The sequence below is a fragment of the Nocardia sp. NPDC055029 genome (genome assembly GCF_053608525.1).
Map to the genome: position 1 here is coordinate 202,375 of NZ_JBSGVQ010000005.1, position 15,968 is coordinate 218,342.

Consider the following 15,968-nt stretch of genomic DNA (forward strand, 5'->3'; position numbering starts at 1 on the left):
GCGCAGCCCCCGGAACCATACGACCGGCCCGTCGAGGCACGGATCGAACGGAACAAGCCGAAGCTCTCACCAGCATGTGCCGGCGGCGTGCCCAGGTTCTGATTCCACACCCAGCGTGGCAACGCTTCTGCCCGCTTTCGAAGATCACCGCTGCCCGGGGCACGACCCCAGCAGCTCACACTGGAGGTACAACGATGCGACGTACACGTTGGATCGTGCTCGGCGGGTGTTTCCTCGCCTACTTGTTCGACGCCCTGGAAATCGTCCTGCTGTCGATGGGGCTGCCCGCGATCCGCAAGGACATGGGCCTGACGATCACCCAGGGCGGCCTGTTGGCCACCGCCACCCTGGTCGGGATCGGCGTCAGCAGCGTGCTGGGCGGCTACATCGCCGACAACTTCGGCCGCAAGAAGGCACTGCTCGCCTCGCTGGCCACCTTCGGCCTGTTCACCGCCGCCATCGCGGTCGTCCCGAGTTTCGAGGTCTTCCTCCTGCTGCGGTTCCTGGCCGGTATCGGCCTCGGCGCGGTCTGGAGCGTGGTCTCGGCCTACGTTGTGGAAACCTGGCCGGAAAAGCACCGTGGTCGCGCCGCGGCGTTCGTGATCAGCGCATTCCCCGCCGGCGGTGCCATGGCCGCCACCATCTCGGGCTGGTTCCTGCCCGACTGGCGGCTGATGTTCCTGGTAGCAGGCGCCGCGGTCGTGCTGCCGATCGCCATTGTGGCGATCTTCTTCACCGAATCCGCCACCTGGGCCGCGCAGAAGGCCGAGACCGCCGAGGTCGTCTCCGTCCGTGATGTGCTGGGCTCTTCGCTGCGCCGCCGCACACTGCTCGGCACCCTCATGGCCGCCCTGGCCCTGTTCGGCTATTGGGGTGCGATGACCTGGTTGCCCACCTACCTCACCACCGAGCGAGGCCTCGACAAGGGATCGGTCGCACTGTTCGTCACCATCGTCAACCTGGGAATGTTCGCCGGTTACAACGGATTCGGCTACCTCGCCGACCACATCGGCCGCCACCGCACCATCGTCATCACCCTGTTCGGGGTCGCGGCGACCCTGCCGATCTACGCGATAACCACCGATCTGACCGCTCTGCTGTGGCTGGGCCCCCTCTTCGGCGCCTTCACCGCCTTCTTCGGCCTGTTCGGCTCCTACCTCGGCGAACTGTTCCCGACCAGGGCCCGCGCCACCGGTGCCGGGTTCTGCTTCAACGTCGGACGCGGTGTCTCGGCGCTGGCGCCGTTCATCCTGGCCGGGCTGGCCGCCAGCATCGGTTTCCAGGGCGGTCTGATCGTCTGCGCGGGCTTCTTCGCCCTCGCCGCGGTAGTGGCGTTGCTGCTGCCGCGCACCGGAGCCGTCACTGAAACTGTTGCCGCCCAAACGGTTTCCGACCCGCGCGACGGCGCTCCCGCCACCGTGTGACACCGCGGATCCGGGCCGGTGCCCTCACCGGCCCGGATCCAAACCCCCACTGAGACCGAACTCCTCCTTTCGAGCAGAAAGACACTGCTGTGCCATCGACGATGCGAGCCGCCTTCTACCATGGGCCACAGGACATTCGGGTAGAGGAAGTCCGGATTCCAACCCCCGGTCCCGGGGAAGCTCTGGTGAAAGTCCTGCGATCGGGAATCTGTGGCACCGATGCCGCCGAGTGGACCGCCGGGCCGAAAGTCTTTCCCGTCCACCAGCCGCACCCGCACAGCGGGCACCTCGGTCCGCTCATCCCCGGGCACGAATTCGTCGGCGAGATCGTCGAGGTCGACCCACAGTCCCCGCTGGTGCCGGGCACCCTGGTCGCCAGCGGCGCAGGCATCTGGTGCGGTGAGTGCCGGCGCTGCCACCAGGGCCGGACCAACAAGTGCACGCGGTACCGGACGCTGGGCCTCAATATCCACGGCGGGATGGCCGAATACGTCGCGGTGCCCACCGCGACACTGCGTACCCTGCCACCCGGCCTGAGCAGCGACCATGCCGCCCTGGCCCAACCGCTGGCCGTGGGCATCCACGCCGCGCGCCGCGCCGGCGCCGTGGCGGGAGATCGCGTCGTGGTGATCGGAGCGGGTGCGATCGGCTCGTTCGTGCTGGCCGGATTACGTCATCTCGGCGACTACGAGATCACCGTCGTCGACATCGCGGACTCACGCCTGGCTCGCGCCCAGCGCCTCGGTGCCGATATCACCGTGACCGCGTCGTCGTCGCTGACAGCGGACATCACCAACGCCCTCGACGGCGCCAAACCCGACGTGGTCATCGAGGCCAGCGGCGCGCCGGGCCAACTGGCACTCGCGCTGGACCTGGTCACCGACGGCGGCCGCGTCGAAGCCGTCGGTATCCCGAAGCAGAAACCCGAACTCGACCTGCACTCGATGATCTTCCGCGAGATCACCCTCGAAACCACACTGGCACACGTCTGCGATACCGATCTGCCCGCTGCCCTGCAGATCCTGACCGAAATGCCCATCCTCGGCGAGGAATTCGCCGAGCCGCCGGCCGGGTTGGCACAGCTCGGCGCATGCCTGGACCGCCTGGCCGCCGGACAGGTCGAAGGAAAAGTACTCATCGACCCCGGCGTCTGACCGGCCGAAAAGCGCACCTCGCTGCCCGACTCGGCGCCATCGGGTACAGCGCCGCGCTGACACCGACCGCCGCGGTCATCGAGACCGACGCCGCAGCGACGATCGCCGCCGACAACGACGTGCTCACCATTGGGTGTTCAAGGACCCGCTGCGAGACAGTAAAGAATCGATATCTACAGTCCGTCATGGAATGTCCAGCAGTGGGTTGCAGCAATGTCAAGGGCTCGGCATTGCGACTATTTCGAGCCTAGTTGGATCCTGAGCCTTGTGGGCACTCAGATTTTCGGACACAGGAATCTCCAGACAAGGGCATGATGCCTTGCTCTGAAATGCCCATCTCATGATGGGCGCCGTCGGGTTGAATAAGGACATGCAGTCGGCCGAGCTGGTTGTCGACGGTGTTCGCGTCTCTTTACGTGCAACGCGAGGTTGACCCATGGTTGCCGAAATGGTAACACGCATAGCAACTTTGACGTAAGACGCCGCGGCGCTCTATCTCGCGCTCGCGAGTCGACGAACATCGCAAGGTTTTGGCGCGCTCCCATTCGAGACGCAACACAGCGAGATGGGCAAGCGATCAGAACTAGCAGTGATCGAGCTCACAAAGGGGCCGTTCCTGGTTTCCTACGGTTTCGTTGCCGTAGGTTTCCCGGGTTACGGTTGCGTAGATCCCGGATTGTTGTGCATCGTTTCCCCATAACCGTCAACGCCGGGAAATGGAGTCGGAACGTGGGCCATTACATCGCGAATGTTCGGGACATCGAATTCAACTTGTTCGAAGTACTGGGATTGGATTCCATTCTTGATTCCGGGGCATTCGGCGACCTGGACTCCGAGACCGCGAAGGTGATGCTGAGCGAGGCTGCCGCCTTGGCTGAAGGTCCGCTGGCCGCATCGTTCGCCGTCGCCGACCGCAACCCACCCACGTTCATCCCCGAGGAACATCGCATCGTGGTGTCCGAGGCGCTGGCAGCCACCGTGAAGGTGGCCAAGGACGCACAGTGGTGGCGGGTCGGGATGGCCGAAGGCATGGGCGGCCAGCCGGCGCCGGCGGCACTGACCTGGGCGGTCAACGAGATACTCAGTTGTGCCGACCCTTCGGCGGCCTTCTTCTACAGCCTGGGCCCGGCAATGGCCACTGTGCTGTATGGCGTGGGCAACGAGCAGCAGAAGCGCTGGGCCAAGATCGGCATCGAACGAGGCTGGTCGGCGACGATGGTGCTCACCGAGCCGGATGCCGGCTCCGATGTCGGCGCCGGACGCACCAAGGCGATCGCCCAGGCCGACGGGACCTGGCACATCGAAGGCGTCAAGCGATTCATCTCTGGTGGCGATGTCGGCGACACCGCCGAGAACATCTTCCACCTCGTGCTGGCCCGTCCCGAGTTCGCGGGTCCGGGAACCAAGGGGCTGAGCCTGTTCTATGTCCCGAACCATCTGTTCGATCCCGAAACCCTGGATCTGCGTGACCGCAACGGTGTCTTCGTCACCGGCGTCGAGCACAAGATGGGACTGAAATCCTCGCCGACGTGCGAGATCACCTTCGGCGGACACGGAATCCCGGCCGTCGGCTATCTCGTAGGTGACGTGCACGACGGCATCGCCCAGATGTTCAAGGTGATCGAGAACGCTCGCATGACCGTCGGCGTGAAATCTGCGGGCACCTTGTCCACCGGGTATCTCAACGCGCTGGCCTACGCCAAAGAACGGGTCCAAGGCGCCGACATGGCCCAGATGCTGGACAAGACCGCTCCGCGGGTGCCGATCATCGCCCACCCTGACGTGCGGCGCAGTCTGATGCTGCAGAAGTCCTATGCCGAAGGTCTGCGCGCGGTCTATCTCTACACGGCAGCGCATCAGGACAGTGTTGTCGCCCAGGCGGTCTCGGGCGCGGATGCACAGATGGCGCGTCAGGTCGACGATCTGCTGCTGCCGATCGTCAAGGGCGTCGGGTCTGAACGAGCGTATGAGATGTTGACCGAGTCACTGCAGACCCTCGGTGGCTCGGGTTTCCTGCAGGACTATCCGATCGAGCAGTACGTCCGGGACGCCAAGATCGACTCGCTGTACGAGGGGACCACTGCCATCCAGGCTCTGGACTTCTTCTTCCGCAAGATCGTTCGCGGGCAGGGCGCCGCGCTGGCACATCTCACCGACCAGATCACACTCACCGTGAAATCCGACTGCGCGGCCGTCAAAGCCGATTTGCGACTGCTGGCCACCGCTCTGGCCGACGTCCAGGCCATGTCTGTCGCGCTGACCGGCTACATGATGTCCGCCGCGAAGGACCCGCGCGAGTTGTATAAGGTCGGCCTCGGTTCGGTGCGTTTCCTTGTGGCCGTGGGTGATTTGCTGATCGGCTGGCGGCTGCTGGAGCAAGCTATCGTCGCCGAGGCGGCGTTGACCGCCGGCACGGCAGCGCGTGATGCCTCCTTCTATCGCGGCAAGGTCGCCGTGGCAGGGTTCTTCGCCCGCAACGTGCTGCCGCAGTTGACTGCTACCCGTGGTGTCCTGGCCAATCTCGACCGCGAGATCATGGACCTCGACGAAGCCGCCTTCTGACCGGGTTGCGAGCATGCACCCCGAAGAAGAAGCCATCATCGACTTCGCCCTCCGGCTACAGCCGGTCGGCGGGCCGTCGGCGGAGGAGATCCGCGACAGCTTCTCGTTGTCCCGTAACCAATTTCGGGCCCGGGTCCGCGAGATTCTCGGCATGGATGATGCCGGCGGTAGCGAGCCCGTTGTTCACGCCGCGAGGGCACTGCTTCGCGACTATTTTTCCGAGATTCATGAGCGTGCATGCAGCGAGGCGTTGCCGGACGTCGAACGATTCTACGGAGCCCTCCTCGGCGCCGACCTCCGCTCGTGCGTCTGCGTTCAGACGACGCGGGACCTATTCCACAGGCAAACAGCCGAGGACAGTGGCGATTCCGCCAGAGTGTCGGTATCTTCTTTGACGTCCGAAAGCTATTCCAAGGCAGCATGTTTCGGTACCGCGGAGGGACGTCACCAGCTATGGGGGTAGGCGTCGTGGCGCAACCCGGCTTTTCACCGTCGCACCCGCGTAGCGAGATCGAGCAAGCCTGGTTATCGGCGACCCACTCCGCACGAAGTCGAGAGGCCGCTGTGACGAGAGCGGTCAAGATCGCATCGCGTCCGGCTCCCGCTGTCCGCCGACCGGATCCACCACACGTCGTAGCGCCCTCAGATCGGCCTCGATCGCCCGGAACAGCACATACACGACGATGAAGGCAAGGACCGCGCCAACGCACAACACTCGCACGGCCAGGAGCACCAACGGCATGTCGTCCGGGGGAAGCAAGGTCACCCCGGCAATCGCCAGCAGCGGCACCGCCGCCGCCACGGCGAGATACACGGTGCACCGGCGATCGAGTCCGCGCAGGCGCAGCGCATCGACCGCCGTGATGTCGCCGTGTGGGAGGAGCATCGGATACAGACAGCGCACCATGTAGAACGTCACCAGGAAGAATGGGTAGGCCACTGCCATCGCACCGCAGACCACTGCTCCGCCCAGGTAGTGCAGCAGCATTTCCCCGGTGAGCTCTTTGGTCGTGAAGTACATCACGAGCGGGATGATGATCGCCGCCAGAGTCCACAGCGAAAACGACACCAGCACAGCACGATCGCCGAACAACAGGGCGTCCGATCGTGCCCGGGCCAGCACCCGTGAGTCGTATTCCCGGCCCCGGCGCAGGCCGCGCGGGACGATGAGCAGATACCGCGCCATGTACAGCACCAGGGCGATGCCCAAGGGGAAGAACACCACGTTCGTCATGGCTGCGGTGAACCGTGCCGCGTGCTGCGCCGGGAGGCTCAGCCGTTCGAAGATCAGCGTCGCGTTGTGCTCGATGTTGTACGCCGATGCGAGCGCGTTCGGGATGATAAGGGCCAGCGCCACCACCGGCACCAGCCAGGGCCGTAGTCGCAGCCGCCAGCTGGACGGTGGCGGGTCGACCAGGTCTCGGGCGCGCTCGTCGAGGCACACCTCCAGCTGCTGAGCCAGTTCCGCGCCACCGGCCCACCGCTGGTCACGCTCGGGCGCCAGGCACATCAGCAGCACCCGGCGCAGCCCCGCCGGGCAGTCAGGCGGAATCCGCTCCAGCGCGCCCGGATCCACCCCGGCGCGACGGCGCTGCACCATGGCCGCCAGCGTGGTGGCATCGTCGTGTTCGCCCGCGGTGGTGTCGTCGAATGGCTTGTCCCCGGTGAGCAGCTCCCACAGCACAACGCCGAGCGAATAGATGTCCGCGCGGGTATCGAGATCGTCGACGGACCGGTCGTAGCCAGGGTGGCAGACCTCCAGCTGTTCGGGCGCCATGTACGACAATGTGCCGCCGAAATAGGCGACCGGGTTGGTCTCGTCGAGATCGCGGCTGAAACTGACGTTGAAATCGGCGAGCTTCGGCACGGCCTCGGCGGTGAGCAGCACATTGGCCGGTTTGACGTCACGGTGCAGCACGCCATTCGCGTCCGCGTAGGCCAGCGCCTCGGCGAGCCTGCGCCCGAGCCAGGCGACGGTTTCCGGCCACGACAGCCTCGCGATCTCCGCGCGCACACTGGAATCGGTCGGCCGGATCTCGGCCTTCTCCGCCATCGCGGCATCCACCGCGTCCAGCAGCAGCTGTCCGCTGCGCTGGTCCGGTGGGGTGGCCCGTACCCGGTGCAACACGCCCAGCAGGGTGCCGCCGGGCAGGAATTGCATATACAGCAGTCGCAGCCGAGGCCCACCGGGATCTCTGTCCAGGTCGGGCTCGTCCAGCAGCCGCTGATCGAAGACTCGCACGATGTAGTCGTGGTCGAGCTGGGCCAGGGTCTGCGGTTCGGTGCCGCGGTCGGCGGAGATCTTCACCGCGACCAGCCGCTGCAACGAGCGCTGCCGGGCCAGGAACACCCGAGCGAACGCACCGCTGCCCAGGGCCGTGAGCAGATCGAAATCATCGATGCGATCGCCGATCACGAGACGGCCCAGTCTGGTGGCCGGGGTACCGGTCGGGTCGTGGGCGGTGCGGGGGTCGGCGGCAGTGCGAGTCGCATCCCCCGACGAGGTGATCGAATCGACAGAGGTCGCGGCGGTAAGTTCCGGGCCGCCGCGCCGGGTGCTTTGGTCCTCGTGGTCGGCGTTGAGCAGCTCGCGCAGCCGCGCCGCCTGCTCGGGGTACTCCCGCAGATATTCGCCCGCATCCACGCGTTCGCCGCTGTGGCGGCGGATCACGAACTCGTCGTACACCAGACTGGCCGGAATTCGATCCCGCGTCAGCTCGGGAAATTCGGCACAGTATTCGCGCAGCCGCTTGGGCCTGGGGGTGGCCGCGACGGGATCGTCGGGGTGGGTCGCGGGCGGTCGGCGCAGCCGCCGATGCCGCAGGTCGATCCGGATCAGGTCGATCAGCGCATCCAGGCGTGCGCCCGGCAGGTAGTCGGCGATGAGCGGCGGCTCGACATCGGCTTCCCACGCGGCGGCGAAAGCAGCCACGGCGCCGAATTCGATTCCCGCCGTTGGTCGCCCGAACCCATTCCCGGAGTCGGAACTGTCGCTCATGTCTGCACCTATCGAGCCGGACTACGCGCTCCTCGGTCGGTGGGTCAGGAGGACACCATCACACGGCACTATCATCCCCCGAGCGACGCTGACAACCCTCGGCGCCCACGTCGGATCGGAGTTTCCACCGCCCCGGGGCCGCCGTCCAAATCACCACCACACGCGACCGTTACTCCGCGGCCCCCAGCTGCTGTGAATTCGGACGTCGTCTATCGGTGAATTCCGGTATCGGGCGGCAACGCTGAGATCCACTGGTATCGGCGAAATCTGGCTCTCAGATCGGGCCGAGGACCCCGGCCAGGCCGAGCACGAACAACACGGTTCCCAACGCGATAGCGACGACGTGTGGAAACATGACGTGAGCAAAGAACCACGGCTGCCGCCGCCACCACGAGGATGGGCGCTCCCCCGGTTTCGGATCGGCAGGGTCGGCCCGGTGCCCGTCGGGTCGGACCGGGTTTTCGGCGACCCACCAACTCCAGTCGATGAGCGGTGAGGATGCACGTTCGCCGCCGGGCAACGCTACCGAGAACAGCGTGTGCGCAGTCATTTCGATGGCACGCATGCGGGGGTAGTAGTGCACCTGGTGAGCTTTGGTGAATGCCTCGAGCAGCCAGAACGCGACCCCGCTGGCGGCAGCGACGAGGAACAAGCCGTAGTGGTTCTGCTGAAATCCCAGGCCCAGGGCGGCCAGACTCAGCGTGACCCCCCAGCCCTTGATGGTGAGCAGTCGTTGATCGAACCCGTTGACGATGTCGAGCAGTTGCGCGTACTCGGCACGCAGGTCCTCGTGCAGGCGAGCCAGGTCGCCAGACTCCGCAGATTCAACCATGTCGCTTCCCCGTTCACCTGTTATGCATGCGCGCCGACAATCCCGCCTCGTCGAATCCACAGATCAGGATCAGCTAGGAGAGTCATCGTTCCATCGCACGAGCGATCGGCACCGCGACGTCCGGGTCGGCGAGATAGTCTTCGATGGCATGGGGTCCGGTCGGGTTGTGGGTTCGCTCATCGGCGAGCTGGCCGGCGAAGGACTCGTCGAATGTTCCCGCCAACGGGTGGACGAGGGCGACGATGTCCAGCACGTCATAGGCGTTCAACCACGCAGCTGCGCGGGTCGGGACTTGCGCTGGGATACCGGGGCGCCGCCCGGCGACCTTGCCCAGAAGGTTCTTCTGCACGATCGGGAACCCCAACGGGCTGCCGGCGGTCACCAGCTGCCTGACCTTGTATGCCGCCGGGAGCCGGGTGAGCAGGTCGTAGGCGACGATGCTGCCCAGGCTGTGCCCGACGATTACGACATCACCACCCGACCCCATTTTCGCCCGTAGGTCCCGCTCGACGAGAGCGAGGACCTGCTCTCGCATCTCGGTCATTTCCAGGTAGTAGGCGACGTCGTCGAGGAATCGTTCGATGATCAGCGCGGGTGCCCCGGTCTTGCGGCTCAGGAATTGCAGGGCGCCACGCACCACCGGCAGCTTGAGCGCATCTCCGAACCCGAGCTCCTGCGCCACGTCGTGTTCGGTGAGCCCGACCCCGGGATCGGTGTAGCCGAGTTCTTTGACCGGGTCGTAGCGGATCGCGCCCGCGGCATCCAGAAGCAGAGCGACCTTTGTCTGCACCAGCTTCGCTTCGTCGGCGTCGGCAGCGGTGTCGAGCATTTCGAGCTCCGGCCGTCGGCCACCGCCTGCCTCGAAATCCTTGATGGCGGTGGCGAAGACGTTGCCGTAGAACGGGAACACGACGTGGGATTCGTCGATAGGACCGCGTCCAGCCGTGATCAATCCCTTGGCCAGGCCCCCGACCCATTTCCGCTTCATACCCAGGACGTAGGCCGCGAGCCGGTCAGGATCGCGAGCGATCTCGTCGTCACTCTCCTGGCTACGACCATGGATGAACAGCAGCGTTGTCGACATGGACCTGCTCCTAGTCTTGTTGCAGAACTTTGGTGAGCAATGCGGCCTGGTCCGTCGACAGGTTCAGCGTTTCCAGTCGAGCGACGATGCTCGATACACGTATGCCCGCGTTGGCGATCCAGTGGCGTAGGTGATCGGGTGTCTGTCGTGTGACGAGGTTGCCGTTGATGTCGATCTGCCTGCCCTGAGCGTCCTGTGCCTGTTCGGCACGATGGTGCAGCCCGACCAGCTCCCACTCGTCGTTGAACACCGGTGAACCGGACGATCCGGGCATCGTGTCGGTTTGATAGATCAGCCGTGTCGGGTCCACCTTCAGCAACAGGTTCTGTCGGAACGCCAGTTTGCGCGGATTCCCGCCCGGATGTTGGATGATGTTGAGTGGCTGGCCCTGGAGGACCTTCCCGATGGCCGGGTTCAATCGGATCCGGCCGAATCTGGTCGCCGCCGCTCTTCCGTTGGGCAGTGCGGCGACTGCCACCAACGCGAAGTCGAGTTCCCGGTCGCCGGTGACGAAGAACCGGTCCGGGTCCAACCTCAAGCTCACCGAGGAACGGATCTGGCCGGCTTCGTTTTCCTCGAACCGGAAGACCGCGCGGACCCGAGGATCTTGTGCCGATTCCAACGTCGGGAACACGTGCCAGTTGGTGAGCAGCAGCTCGTCCGACACCAGGAAGCCGGTCGCCGGTCCGCGGGGTGTCTTGATCAGAGCGACCGAATCCGCGGCCGCGGCTGCCCGCTTGAGCCACAACCCGGGCACCATGTCGTCATCGCCCATCGCCTGCTCGAGCTCGCGGTCGATCACCACGTGATCGGCGTTGTCCGGGATGTCGATGCCGCGAAGATTCGCTGCCGCCATCTTGCGACCGACCGGCTCTGACCGCCAGGCCTGCGCGGGGTCGGCCAGCACCGAGGCAATGTGTTCGACGTTGCCTGGAGTCACGATCGGCCCGCCGTCTGTCGGCACCAGTGGGTCGACCCGCTCGATCGAGCTGATGTCGCCGGACGCGCGGCGTCCATCGTCCATATCGCACCGCCCCGTACCTCGTTCGGCCACGGAAACCACAACGATATTGCACTCTATTCCCCGCAGGACCACGGTCTTGCACACCGCTACGCAATCGTGACGGCTGGAAGCTCAGGACGTCGCGAAGTCAGAGTTGACGACGAGCATCCGGACAACACCGGCCCCGCCGGTGCCGTTAAGGCTCGGTGGGGCCGGTATACCGACAGACGAGCGTGAGCTACCCCAGCCAGGTGCGGACCATTCCTGTGTCGTTGGTACACCCGGTCAGTCACCGCTATCCGCTCGCGATGGCGGCACCATCGCTTGTGGTCGCGGCAGCGGGGGTATCGGCGTTGGACGGGTTCGATGTCGGGTCTCCGGGCGTGGTCGCCGGCGGCGGTGTGTTGTCGACCGGTTCGGAGGGAGCGCTGCCCGTGGGCGGATTCGTCGGGGGGTCGGCCGGCTGGGACGGTGTCGGATCCGGCGGCGCTTCTGGCAGCTGTCGAGGATCGTCGTGATGCTGCCGGCCACGATGGTCCTCAGGTTCTGGGTAGTGGACCGCTATGACCGGGAAGTCGGTCGATTCGGCCAGGACGACAGCTGCTGAATGGTCGTCACTCGGCGTCGTCGGCGGATCGAACCGTTCGGGTGTAGCTGGTCGGGGCCGTGGCTCGAGCGGCACATGAGTCCCGCTTGCCGGAGGCGGATCGAATGGCCAGCTCATACCAGGCGCTGCGGTCCATAACTCCGTGCTCGCTCGACTCGACGAAGCGGGCACGACGTTGTGTGGGGCGGTCTCCTGGATGACCGGCGTGGGCTCCGGTGTGCCGCGGACGGACCCTTCGAAGAGTGTGGGCGAGGGATGCTCGCCTGTGTGGGCGAGGCCGGGTTCGCGCTCGCCGATGTCGAGGCTGACGAATCCGGCTCCGGCTGAGGCGAAGACCGGCGCCGCGATCGTTGCCAGTGCCAGTGCGATCCGGGGAGCCGCTCGACGTAGCGGCGCCATCACGATGTCGGGTGTGGGGCGTGCGGCGCCCAGCACGGCCGCGCCCAGCGCGATGGAGTGCGCTGGCATGTTGCCTCGCACGACCGGGCATCGCAGCAGATCCGCGAGTGCGTGGGCCACCTCAGCCGGGGTGGCCGCTCCGCCGACAAGCAGGACCGCGCCCAACTGCTCAGCTGGAAGCCCGGCGGCGCGCAGACATTCGTCGATCAGCGGTGCAGAATCGCGCACGAGCGCGGCGCGGACATTGCCGGCCAGCCGGGAATCGGCCGTACCCGAGCCGGGTTCGATGTCGTGGCCATGGTCATGGATCGCCGCGGCAACCGCCGCTGCCGTACAGCGGCCACCGAAGCGGTACGAACGCACCGGCGTTCCAGCGATCCTGTGGCCGGTTTCGTCGTCGATGACGACGGCGAGGTCGAGCGAGGTCGCACCCAGGTCATAGACCAGGACCGGCCCGGGATTTGCAGCAGCGTCAGGATCTTCACGGTCGACCCGGTGATTCAGCGCTGCGGCGCAGGCCAGCGGCTCGGTCACGAGGTCGACGGCGTCCAGCCCGCATCGATCCAGGGCTTGCCGCAAGGAGGCGAGCTGACTGCACCGGTAGACGGCAGGATGAGCGAGCACGGTGTGCTCGGCAACCGCGCCGACGGCTGCCAGCATGTCTTCGACCGCGTGCGCGATCAGGTCGGCAGCCGCCGCCTCCGGCATCGAGAACTGCTGTGGGGCACACAGCAGATCGCCGAACCCGCGAAAGTTTTCGACTGTGCCGGAGCCGGTCGAGGTCGCGGTGCGCCCGCCGCTGACGAGTGGCTCTGCGCCGGCGCCGACAGACACGCACACCATGTTCTGCGCGCCGACAGACACGCCCCACCCACTACTCATCCTCACCGTCCTCCTGCGGTCGGTGTGCGTTCTCCGTGCATCTTTACCCGAACCGAAGTTGTAGTTTAGCCTTCCCTAACTGATTGCTGGGTTGTTACATGGAGACGTATATGGCTGAAGAGTTCCTGGTCGTTCGACCGAATGATGTGTTGCCGCCGGTAGTCTGGGGCACACCCCATGCTCAGGTGCCGACGGTCCGCGTCCGGAATCGGTGGCCGGCTCCCGAACCAGCACGCCCGATCGGACTTCTGGACTCGTGGTGGCTGATCGGTGCCTGCTCGGTGGCCTCGACAGCGGTACTCGCGGCCGCGCTGTGGGTCGCTGCGCACGTTCATCCAGAGCCCGCTCTGCACACAGCGGGGCTGTTCGTGCATCTGGCCGCGCTGGTCCTGGGATTCGGCGGTGTCCTGATCGCCGACTATCTGACGTTGTTATGGCTGCTGGGGCGAAGCACTCTGGCCGAGGCGATGGCTGGGGTCTCCCGCATGCACGTACCGATCTGGGCGGGACTGGCCGCACTGGTCGCCAGTGGGTGCGTGTTGGAGCCGAATCTGAGTTCGCCTCTCACGCAGACAAAGATGGTGTTCACCGCGTTGCTCACGATCAACGGCATCCAGGCCACGCTGCTCAGCCGTCGACTTTCTGACGCTACGTCCGCTCCATTGCCCGCAGGGTTGCTGCTGTGGGGAGCGGCCTCGGGAGCGATCTCCCAGGTTTGCTGGTGGGGTGCGATCGCGATCGGTTTCTGGAACGCGCAGCACTGATTCGGCCATGACGCGGTGGCCCGGCTGCTCGATCGCCGCCCGTTCCCCCTCTACACCCAGTGAAACCCTTCACGGGACCGCCTGCGCGGTAACCCGTTTCGACAAATCGGCACCGCGTATTCGCATGGCTTCCAGGCGCGGCGATTCGGATCCTGTTCCAGCGCAAGGAAACCGAGTCGCATCGACGTCTGGAGCCGTAGACTTGGAGGTCTCGGACGAGTATCACCGGAGCCGACTTGAGACCTGAGCGGGATCGCACACCATCGCGTCTGCGGCGCACGCTCTCGCTCGGACGATTGCTTGTCGTTCTCGTCGGCGTGAGTGTGATCGTGTTCGCGCTCACCGCTGCCATCGACCCCTATCGTCAGACAAGGCAGTTCCACCATGCTCTGCGATGTGAGCAGACCGGAGGCACCTGTTTCACCCAGGAGTCTGTCTCGATCAGTGAGCGGCGTACTTATGAAACGACTTCCACGACGACCGGCAGCGACGGCACAACAAGCACCACCAGGACAACCCATTACGAGCTCACATGGCAGCGCGGCGATGGTTCCCGCCAATCCCACGAGGTGAGCTGGGATCTCTACGACAGGTCTCGAGCGGGCCTGCCGGCGAGTCTGCAGGTGTGGCGCGGGCAAGTCGTCGGCATCACGGTCGACGGGCGGACGGATACGTTCTCACCGAGTGAAACCGACCTGCTCGGCCTATGGTTGTGGCTGGCCTTCATCGGTCTCGGAATCGCGCTGTGGGGTCTGCTCGGCTGGTGGGACGGATGGTTCTTTCTCTATTATCGGGCGTTCGCATGGTCGTTCGTCGGCTTCGTGCCCTTCTGCTTCCTGGTGCCCGGCGTGTTGAGCTACGGCGCGGAGTTCAGTGTCGAATTCCTCGTGACTGTCGTCTTTGCCGGCTTCTTCACTGTTGTCGGGGCAATACTGCTGGCCGGCTCACTGTCTTTCCGGGATCGGTGGTGGCCGTATCACCGCAATCGCAAACTCATTCGACGATACATTCGGCGGCCCGGAATCGGGGGCGGGTAACGTACTCAGCCCCTGATCGCTATTCGGGACAGCCTCGTCAGATGCCGAGCCCGGCACGCAGAGTGGGCCACGAGTCGTGTAGCGCCTGTTGCCAGTACGGCCAGGAATGGGTGCCGAACGCTGTGTACCGCACAGTGGGTCGCAGGCCCGCACCCCGCATCAATCCTTCGACGGTCCGGGTACAGGCGTGTGCGCCTTCCTCCAGGCTGATTGCCCCGGCGAGGTCGAGCGGGTAGGAGTAGCTGGGGTCGAAGTCGACATCGGCCGGGCCCTGCGAGCCGCTGCCGACAGACATGTACAACGCGGTGTTGCGAAGGGCGCCCAAGTGTTTGGTGGGATCGTGGGCTGCCCAGCCGGGCGCGAGCGAGCCGCCCCACATCTTGTCCGGGTTCCCGCCACGGTGATGCACCGCAGCACGGACCATGGGCTGGCCGACGCCGCCTGTGAGCAGACAACCGCTGAAGACACCGACGGCCCGGTAGAGGCCAGGGTTACGGAAGGCAAGCGTTGCCGCGGCCTGCCCGCCCATCGACAGCCCTGCGACCGCGTTCACACCGTTTCCCGAGAGCTCTTGATTCATCAATCGCGGCAGTTCGTGAGTCAGGAACTGTTCCCACCGGTTGTGACCGAGCGCGTCGTCGTCTTCGAGCCAATCGGTGTAGAACGTGCCGCCACCGCCGATCGGCATCACCACGTTGACATTCTTGTCCGCGAAGAAGACCGGCGCATCGGTGCGCATCGTCCAGGTACTCTGCGCCTGATCATCACGCGCGCCCGTGCCATCGAGCAGATACAGGGTGGGACGTGGTGCGGATCCCCGCGGATGCAGCACGTCCAGGCCGACCACGCGGCCCATCGCCGGTGAATAGACGTAGAGCTGCTCCCAGGTGTCACTGCGCGCGACGCGATGGTCGATCGTCGCAGTGGCAGCATGCGCCGGGCCCGGCACCAGCAGCGAGGCGAAGATGCCGAGAGCCGCTACCGCGCCGAGGATCTGGCGGTGCATCGCGGTGAACCGAGAAGGTGATGCTGTCATCAGATCCTCCCGGACCCGGACGGTCGCCGGATCCGAAAGGCATACCGTTCCTGTCTCGAAGCTTGTTACTCCAAAATTGATTCGCGCTTGACCAGGGCGTCCTAGGTCGGGCGAGACGGCAGAGTCCGGGTTTCGTGGGAAGGCTCGGCCGACGCACCCCCGCACCGCAGGTATGCCTGTTGCCGA

The 15,968-nt window shown here is 65.5% G+C and carries 12 protein-coding genes; 6 read left to right on the forward strand and 6 right to left on the reverse strand.

Annotation, left to right across the window (positions count from 1 at the left end; genetic code table 11):
• The first annotated feature begins 194 nt into the window (after positions 1-194).
• The 4 genes from ACWF9G_RS07200 (at position 195) to ACWF9G_RS07215 (ending at position 5,603) form a co-directional block, all read left to right on the forward strand.
• Positions 195-1,424, forward strand: a complete 1,230-nt coding sequence (locus tag ACWF9G_RS07200) for an MFS transporter (RefSeq protein WP_452514310.1) — start codon at positions 195-197, stop codon at positions 1,422-1,424.
• A 101-nt stretch (positions 1,425-1,525) separates the two neighbouring features.
• Positions 1,526-2,578 carry a zinc-dependent alcohol dehydrogenase gene (locus tag ACWF9G_RS07205; RefSeq protein ID WP_452514404.1) on the forward strand — a complete coding sequence of 351 codons (1,053 nt, stop codon included), beginning with the start codon at positions 1,526-1,528 and terminating at the stop codon, positions 2,576-2,578.
• A gap of 729 nt (positions 2,579-3,307) precedes the next feature.
• Positions 3,308-5,140, forward strand: coding sequence for an acyl-CoA dehydrogenase (locus tag ACWF9G_RS07210; RefSeq protein ID WP_452514311.1), 1,833 nt, complete (start codon positions 3,308-3,310; stop codon positions 5,138-5,140).
• A 13-nt stretch (positions 5,141-5,153) separates the two neighbouring features.
• Complete coding sequence (locus ACWF9G_RS07215; RefSeq protein WP_452514313.1) at positions 5,154-5,603, forward strand: hypothetical protein; 450 nt, start codon at positions 5,154-5,156, stop codon at positions 5,601-5,603.
• 114 nt (positions 5,604-5,717) lie between these two features.
• On the opposite strand, the gene ACWF9G_RS07220 is transcribed toward ACWF9G_RS07215, so the two are convergent.
• The 5 genes from ACWF9G_RS07220 to ACWF9G_RS07240 all read right to left on the reverse strand — a co-directional run bounded on the left by ACWF9G_RS07220 (position 5,718) and on the right by ACWF9G_RS07240 (position 12,945).
• On the reverse strand, positions 5,718-8,138 hold the full coding sequence (locus ACWF9G_RS07220; protein WP_452514315.1) for a serine/threonine-protein kinase: 2,421 nt from the start codon (positions 8,136-8,138) through the stop codon (positions 5,718-5,720).
• Positions 8,139-8,412: 274 nt separating this feature from the next.
• On the reverse strand, positions 8,413-8,970 hold the full coding sequence (locus ACWF9G_RS07225; protein ID WP_452514317.1) for a hypothetical protein: 558 nt from the start codon (positions 8,968-8,970) through the stop codon (positions 8,413-8,415).
• A gap of 82 nt (positions 8,971-9,052) precedes the next feature.
• On the reverse strand, positions 9,053-10,054 hold the full coding sequence (locus ACWF9G_RS07230; RefSeq protein ID WP_452514318.1) for a hypothetical protein: 1,002 nt from the start codon (positions 10,052-10,054) through the stop codon (positions 9,053-9,055).
• Between the two features lie 10 nt (positions 10,055-10,064).
• The gene (locus tag ACWF9G_RS07235) at positions 10,065-11,078 is read right to left on the reverse strand and encodes a trypsin-like serine peptidase (protein WP_452514320.1); all 1,014 of its coding nucleotides are present in this window, start codon (positions 11,076-11,078) and stop codon (positions 10,065-10,067) included.
• A gap of 274 nt (positions 11,079-11,352) precedes the next feature.
• Complete coding sequence (locus tag ACWF9G_RS07240; RefSeq protein WP_452514322.1) at positions 11,353-12,945, reverse strand: Hsp70 family protein; 1,593 nt, start codon at positions 12,943-12,945, stop codon at positions 11,353-11,355.
• A gap of 281 nt (positions 12,946-13,226) precedes the next feature.
• Between ACWF9G_RS07240 and ACWF9G_RS07245 the strand changes: the two genes are divergently transcribed.
• Positions 13,227-13,709, forward strand: coding sequence for a hypothetical protein (locus tag ACWF9G_RS07245; protein ID WP_452514324.1), 483 nt, complete (start codon positions 13,227-13,229; stop codon positions 13,707-13,709).
• 317 nt (positions 13,710-14,026) lie between these two features.
• A complete protein-coding gene (locus tag ACWF9G_RS07250; RefSeq protein ID WP_452514326.1) occupies positions 14,027-14,746 on the forward strand; it encodes a hypothetical protein in 720 nt (239 codons plus the stop codon).
• Positions 14,747-14,783: 37 nt separating this feature from the next.
• On the opposite strand, the gene ACWF9G_RS07255 is transcribed toward ACWF9G_RS07250, so the two are convergent.
• Positions 14,784-15,782, reverse strand: a complete 999-nt coding sequence (locus ACWF9G_RS07255; protein ID WP_452514328.1) for an alpha/beta hydrolase — start codon at positions 15,780-15,782, stop codon at positions 14,784-14,786.
• Between the last annotated feature and the right edge of the window lie 186 nt (positions 15,783-15,968).

Excerpts from the sequence above, each read along its gene's own strand:
- ACWF9G_RS07200 (WP_452514310.1), top strand. The coding sequence starts at position 195 with ATGCGACGTACACGTTGGATCGTGCTCGGCGGGTGTTTCCTCGCCTAC.
- ACWF9G_RS07205 (WP_452514404.1), top strand. The coding sequence starts at position 1,526 with ATGCGAGCCGCCTTCTACCATGGGCCACAGGACATTCGGGTAGAGGAA.
- ACWF9G_RS07215 (WP_452514313.1), top strand. The coding sequence starts at position 5,154 with ATGCACCCCGAAGAAGAAGCCATCATCGACTTCGCCCTCCGGCTACAG.
- ACWF9G_RS07220 (WP_452514315.1), bottom strand. The coding sequence starts at position 8,138 with ATGAGCGACAGTTCCGACTCCGGGAATGGGTTCGGGCGACCAACGGCG.
- ACWF9G_RS07225 (WP_452514317.1), bottom strand. The coding sequence starts at position 8,970 with ATGGTTGAATCTGCGGAGTCTGGCGACCTGGCTCGCCTGCACGAGGAC.
- ACWF9G_RS07230 (WP_452514318.1), bottom strand. The coding sequence starts at position 10,054 with ATGTCGACAACGCTGCTGTTCATCCATGGTCGTAGCCAGGAGAGTGAC.
- ACWF9G_RS07235 (WP_452514320.1), bottom strand. The coding sequence starts at position 11,078 with ATGGACGATGGACGCCGCGCGTCCGGCGACATCAGCTCGATCGAGCGG.
- ACWF9G_RS07240 (WP_452514322.1), bottom strand. The coding sequence starts at position 12,945 with ATGAGTAGTGGGTGGGGCGTGTCTGTCGGCGCGCAGAACATGGTGTGC.
- ACWF9G_RS07255 (WP_452514328.1), bottom strand. The coding sequence starts at position 15,782 with ATGACAGCATCACCTTCTCGGTTCACCGCGATGCACCGCCAGATCCTC.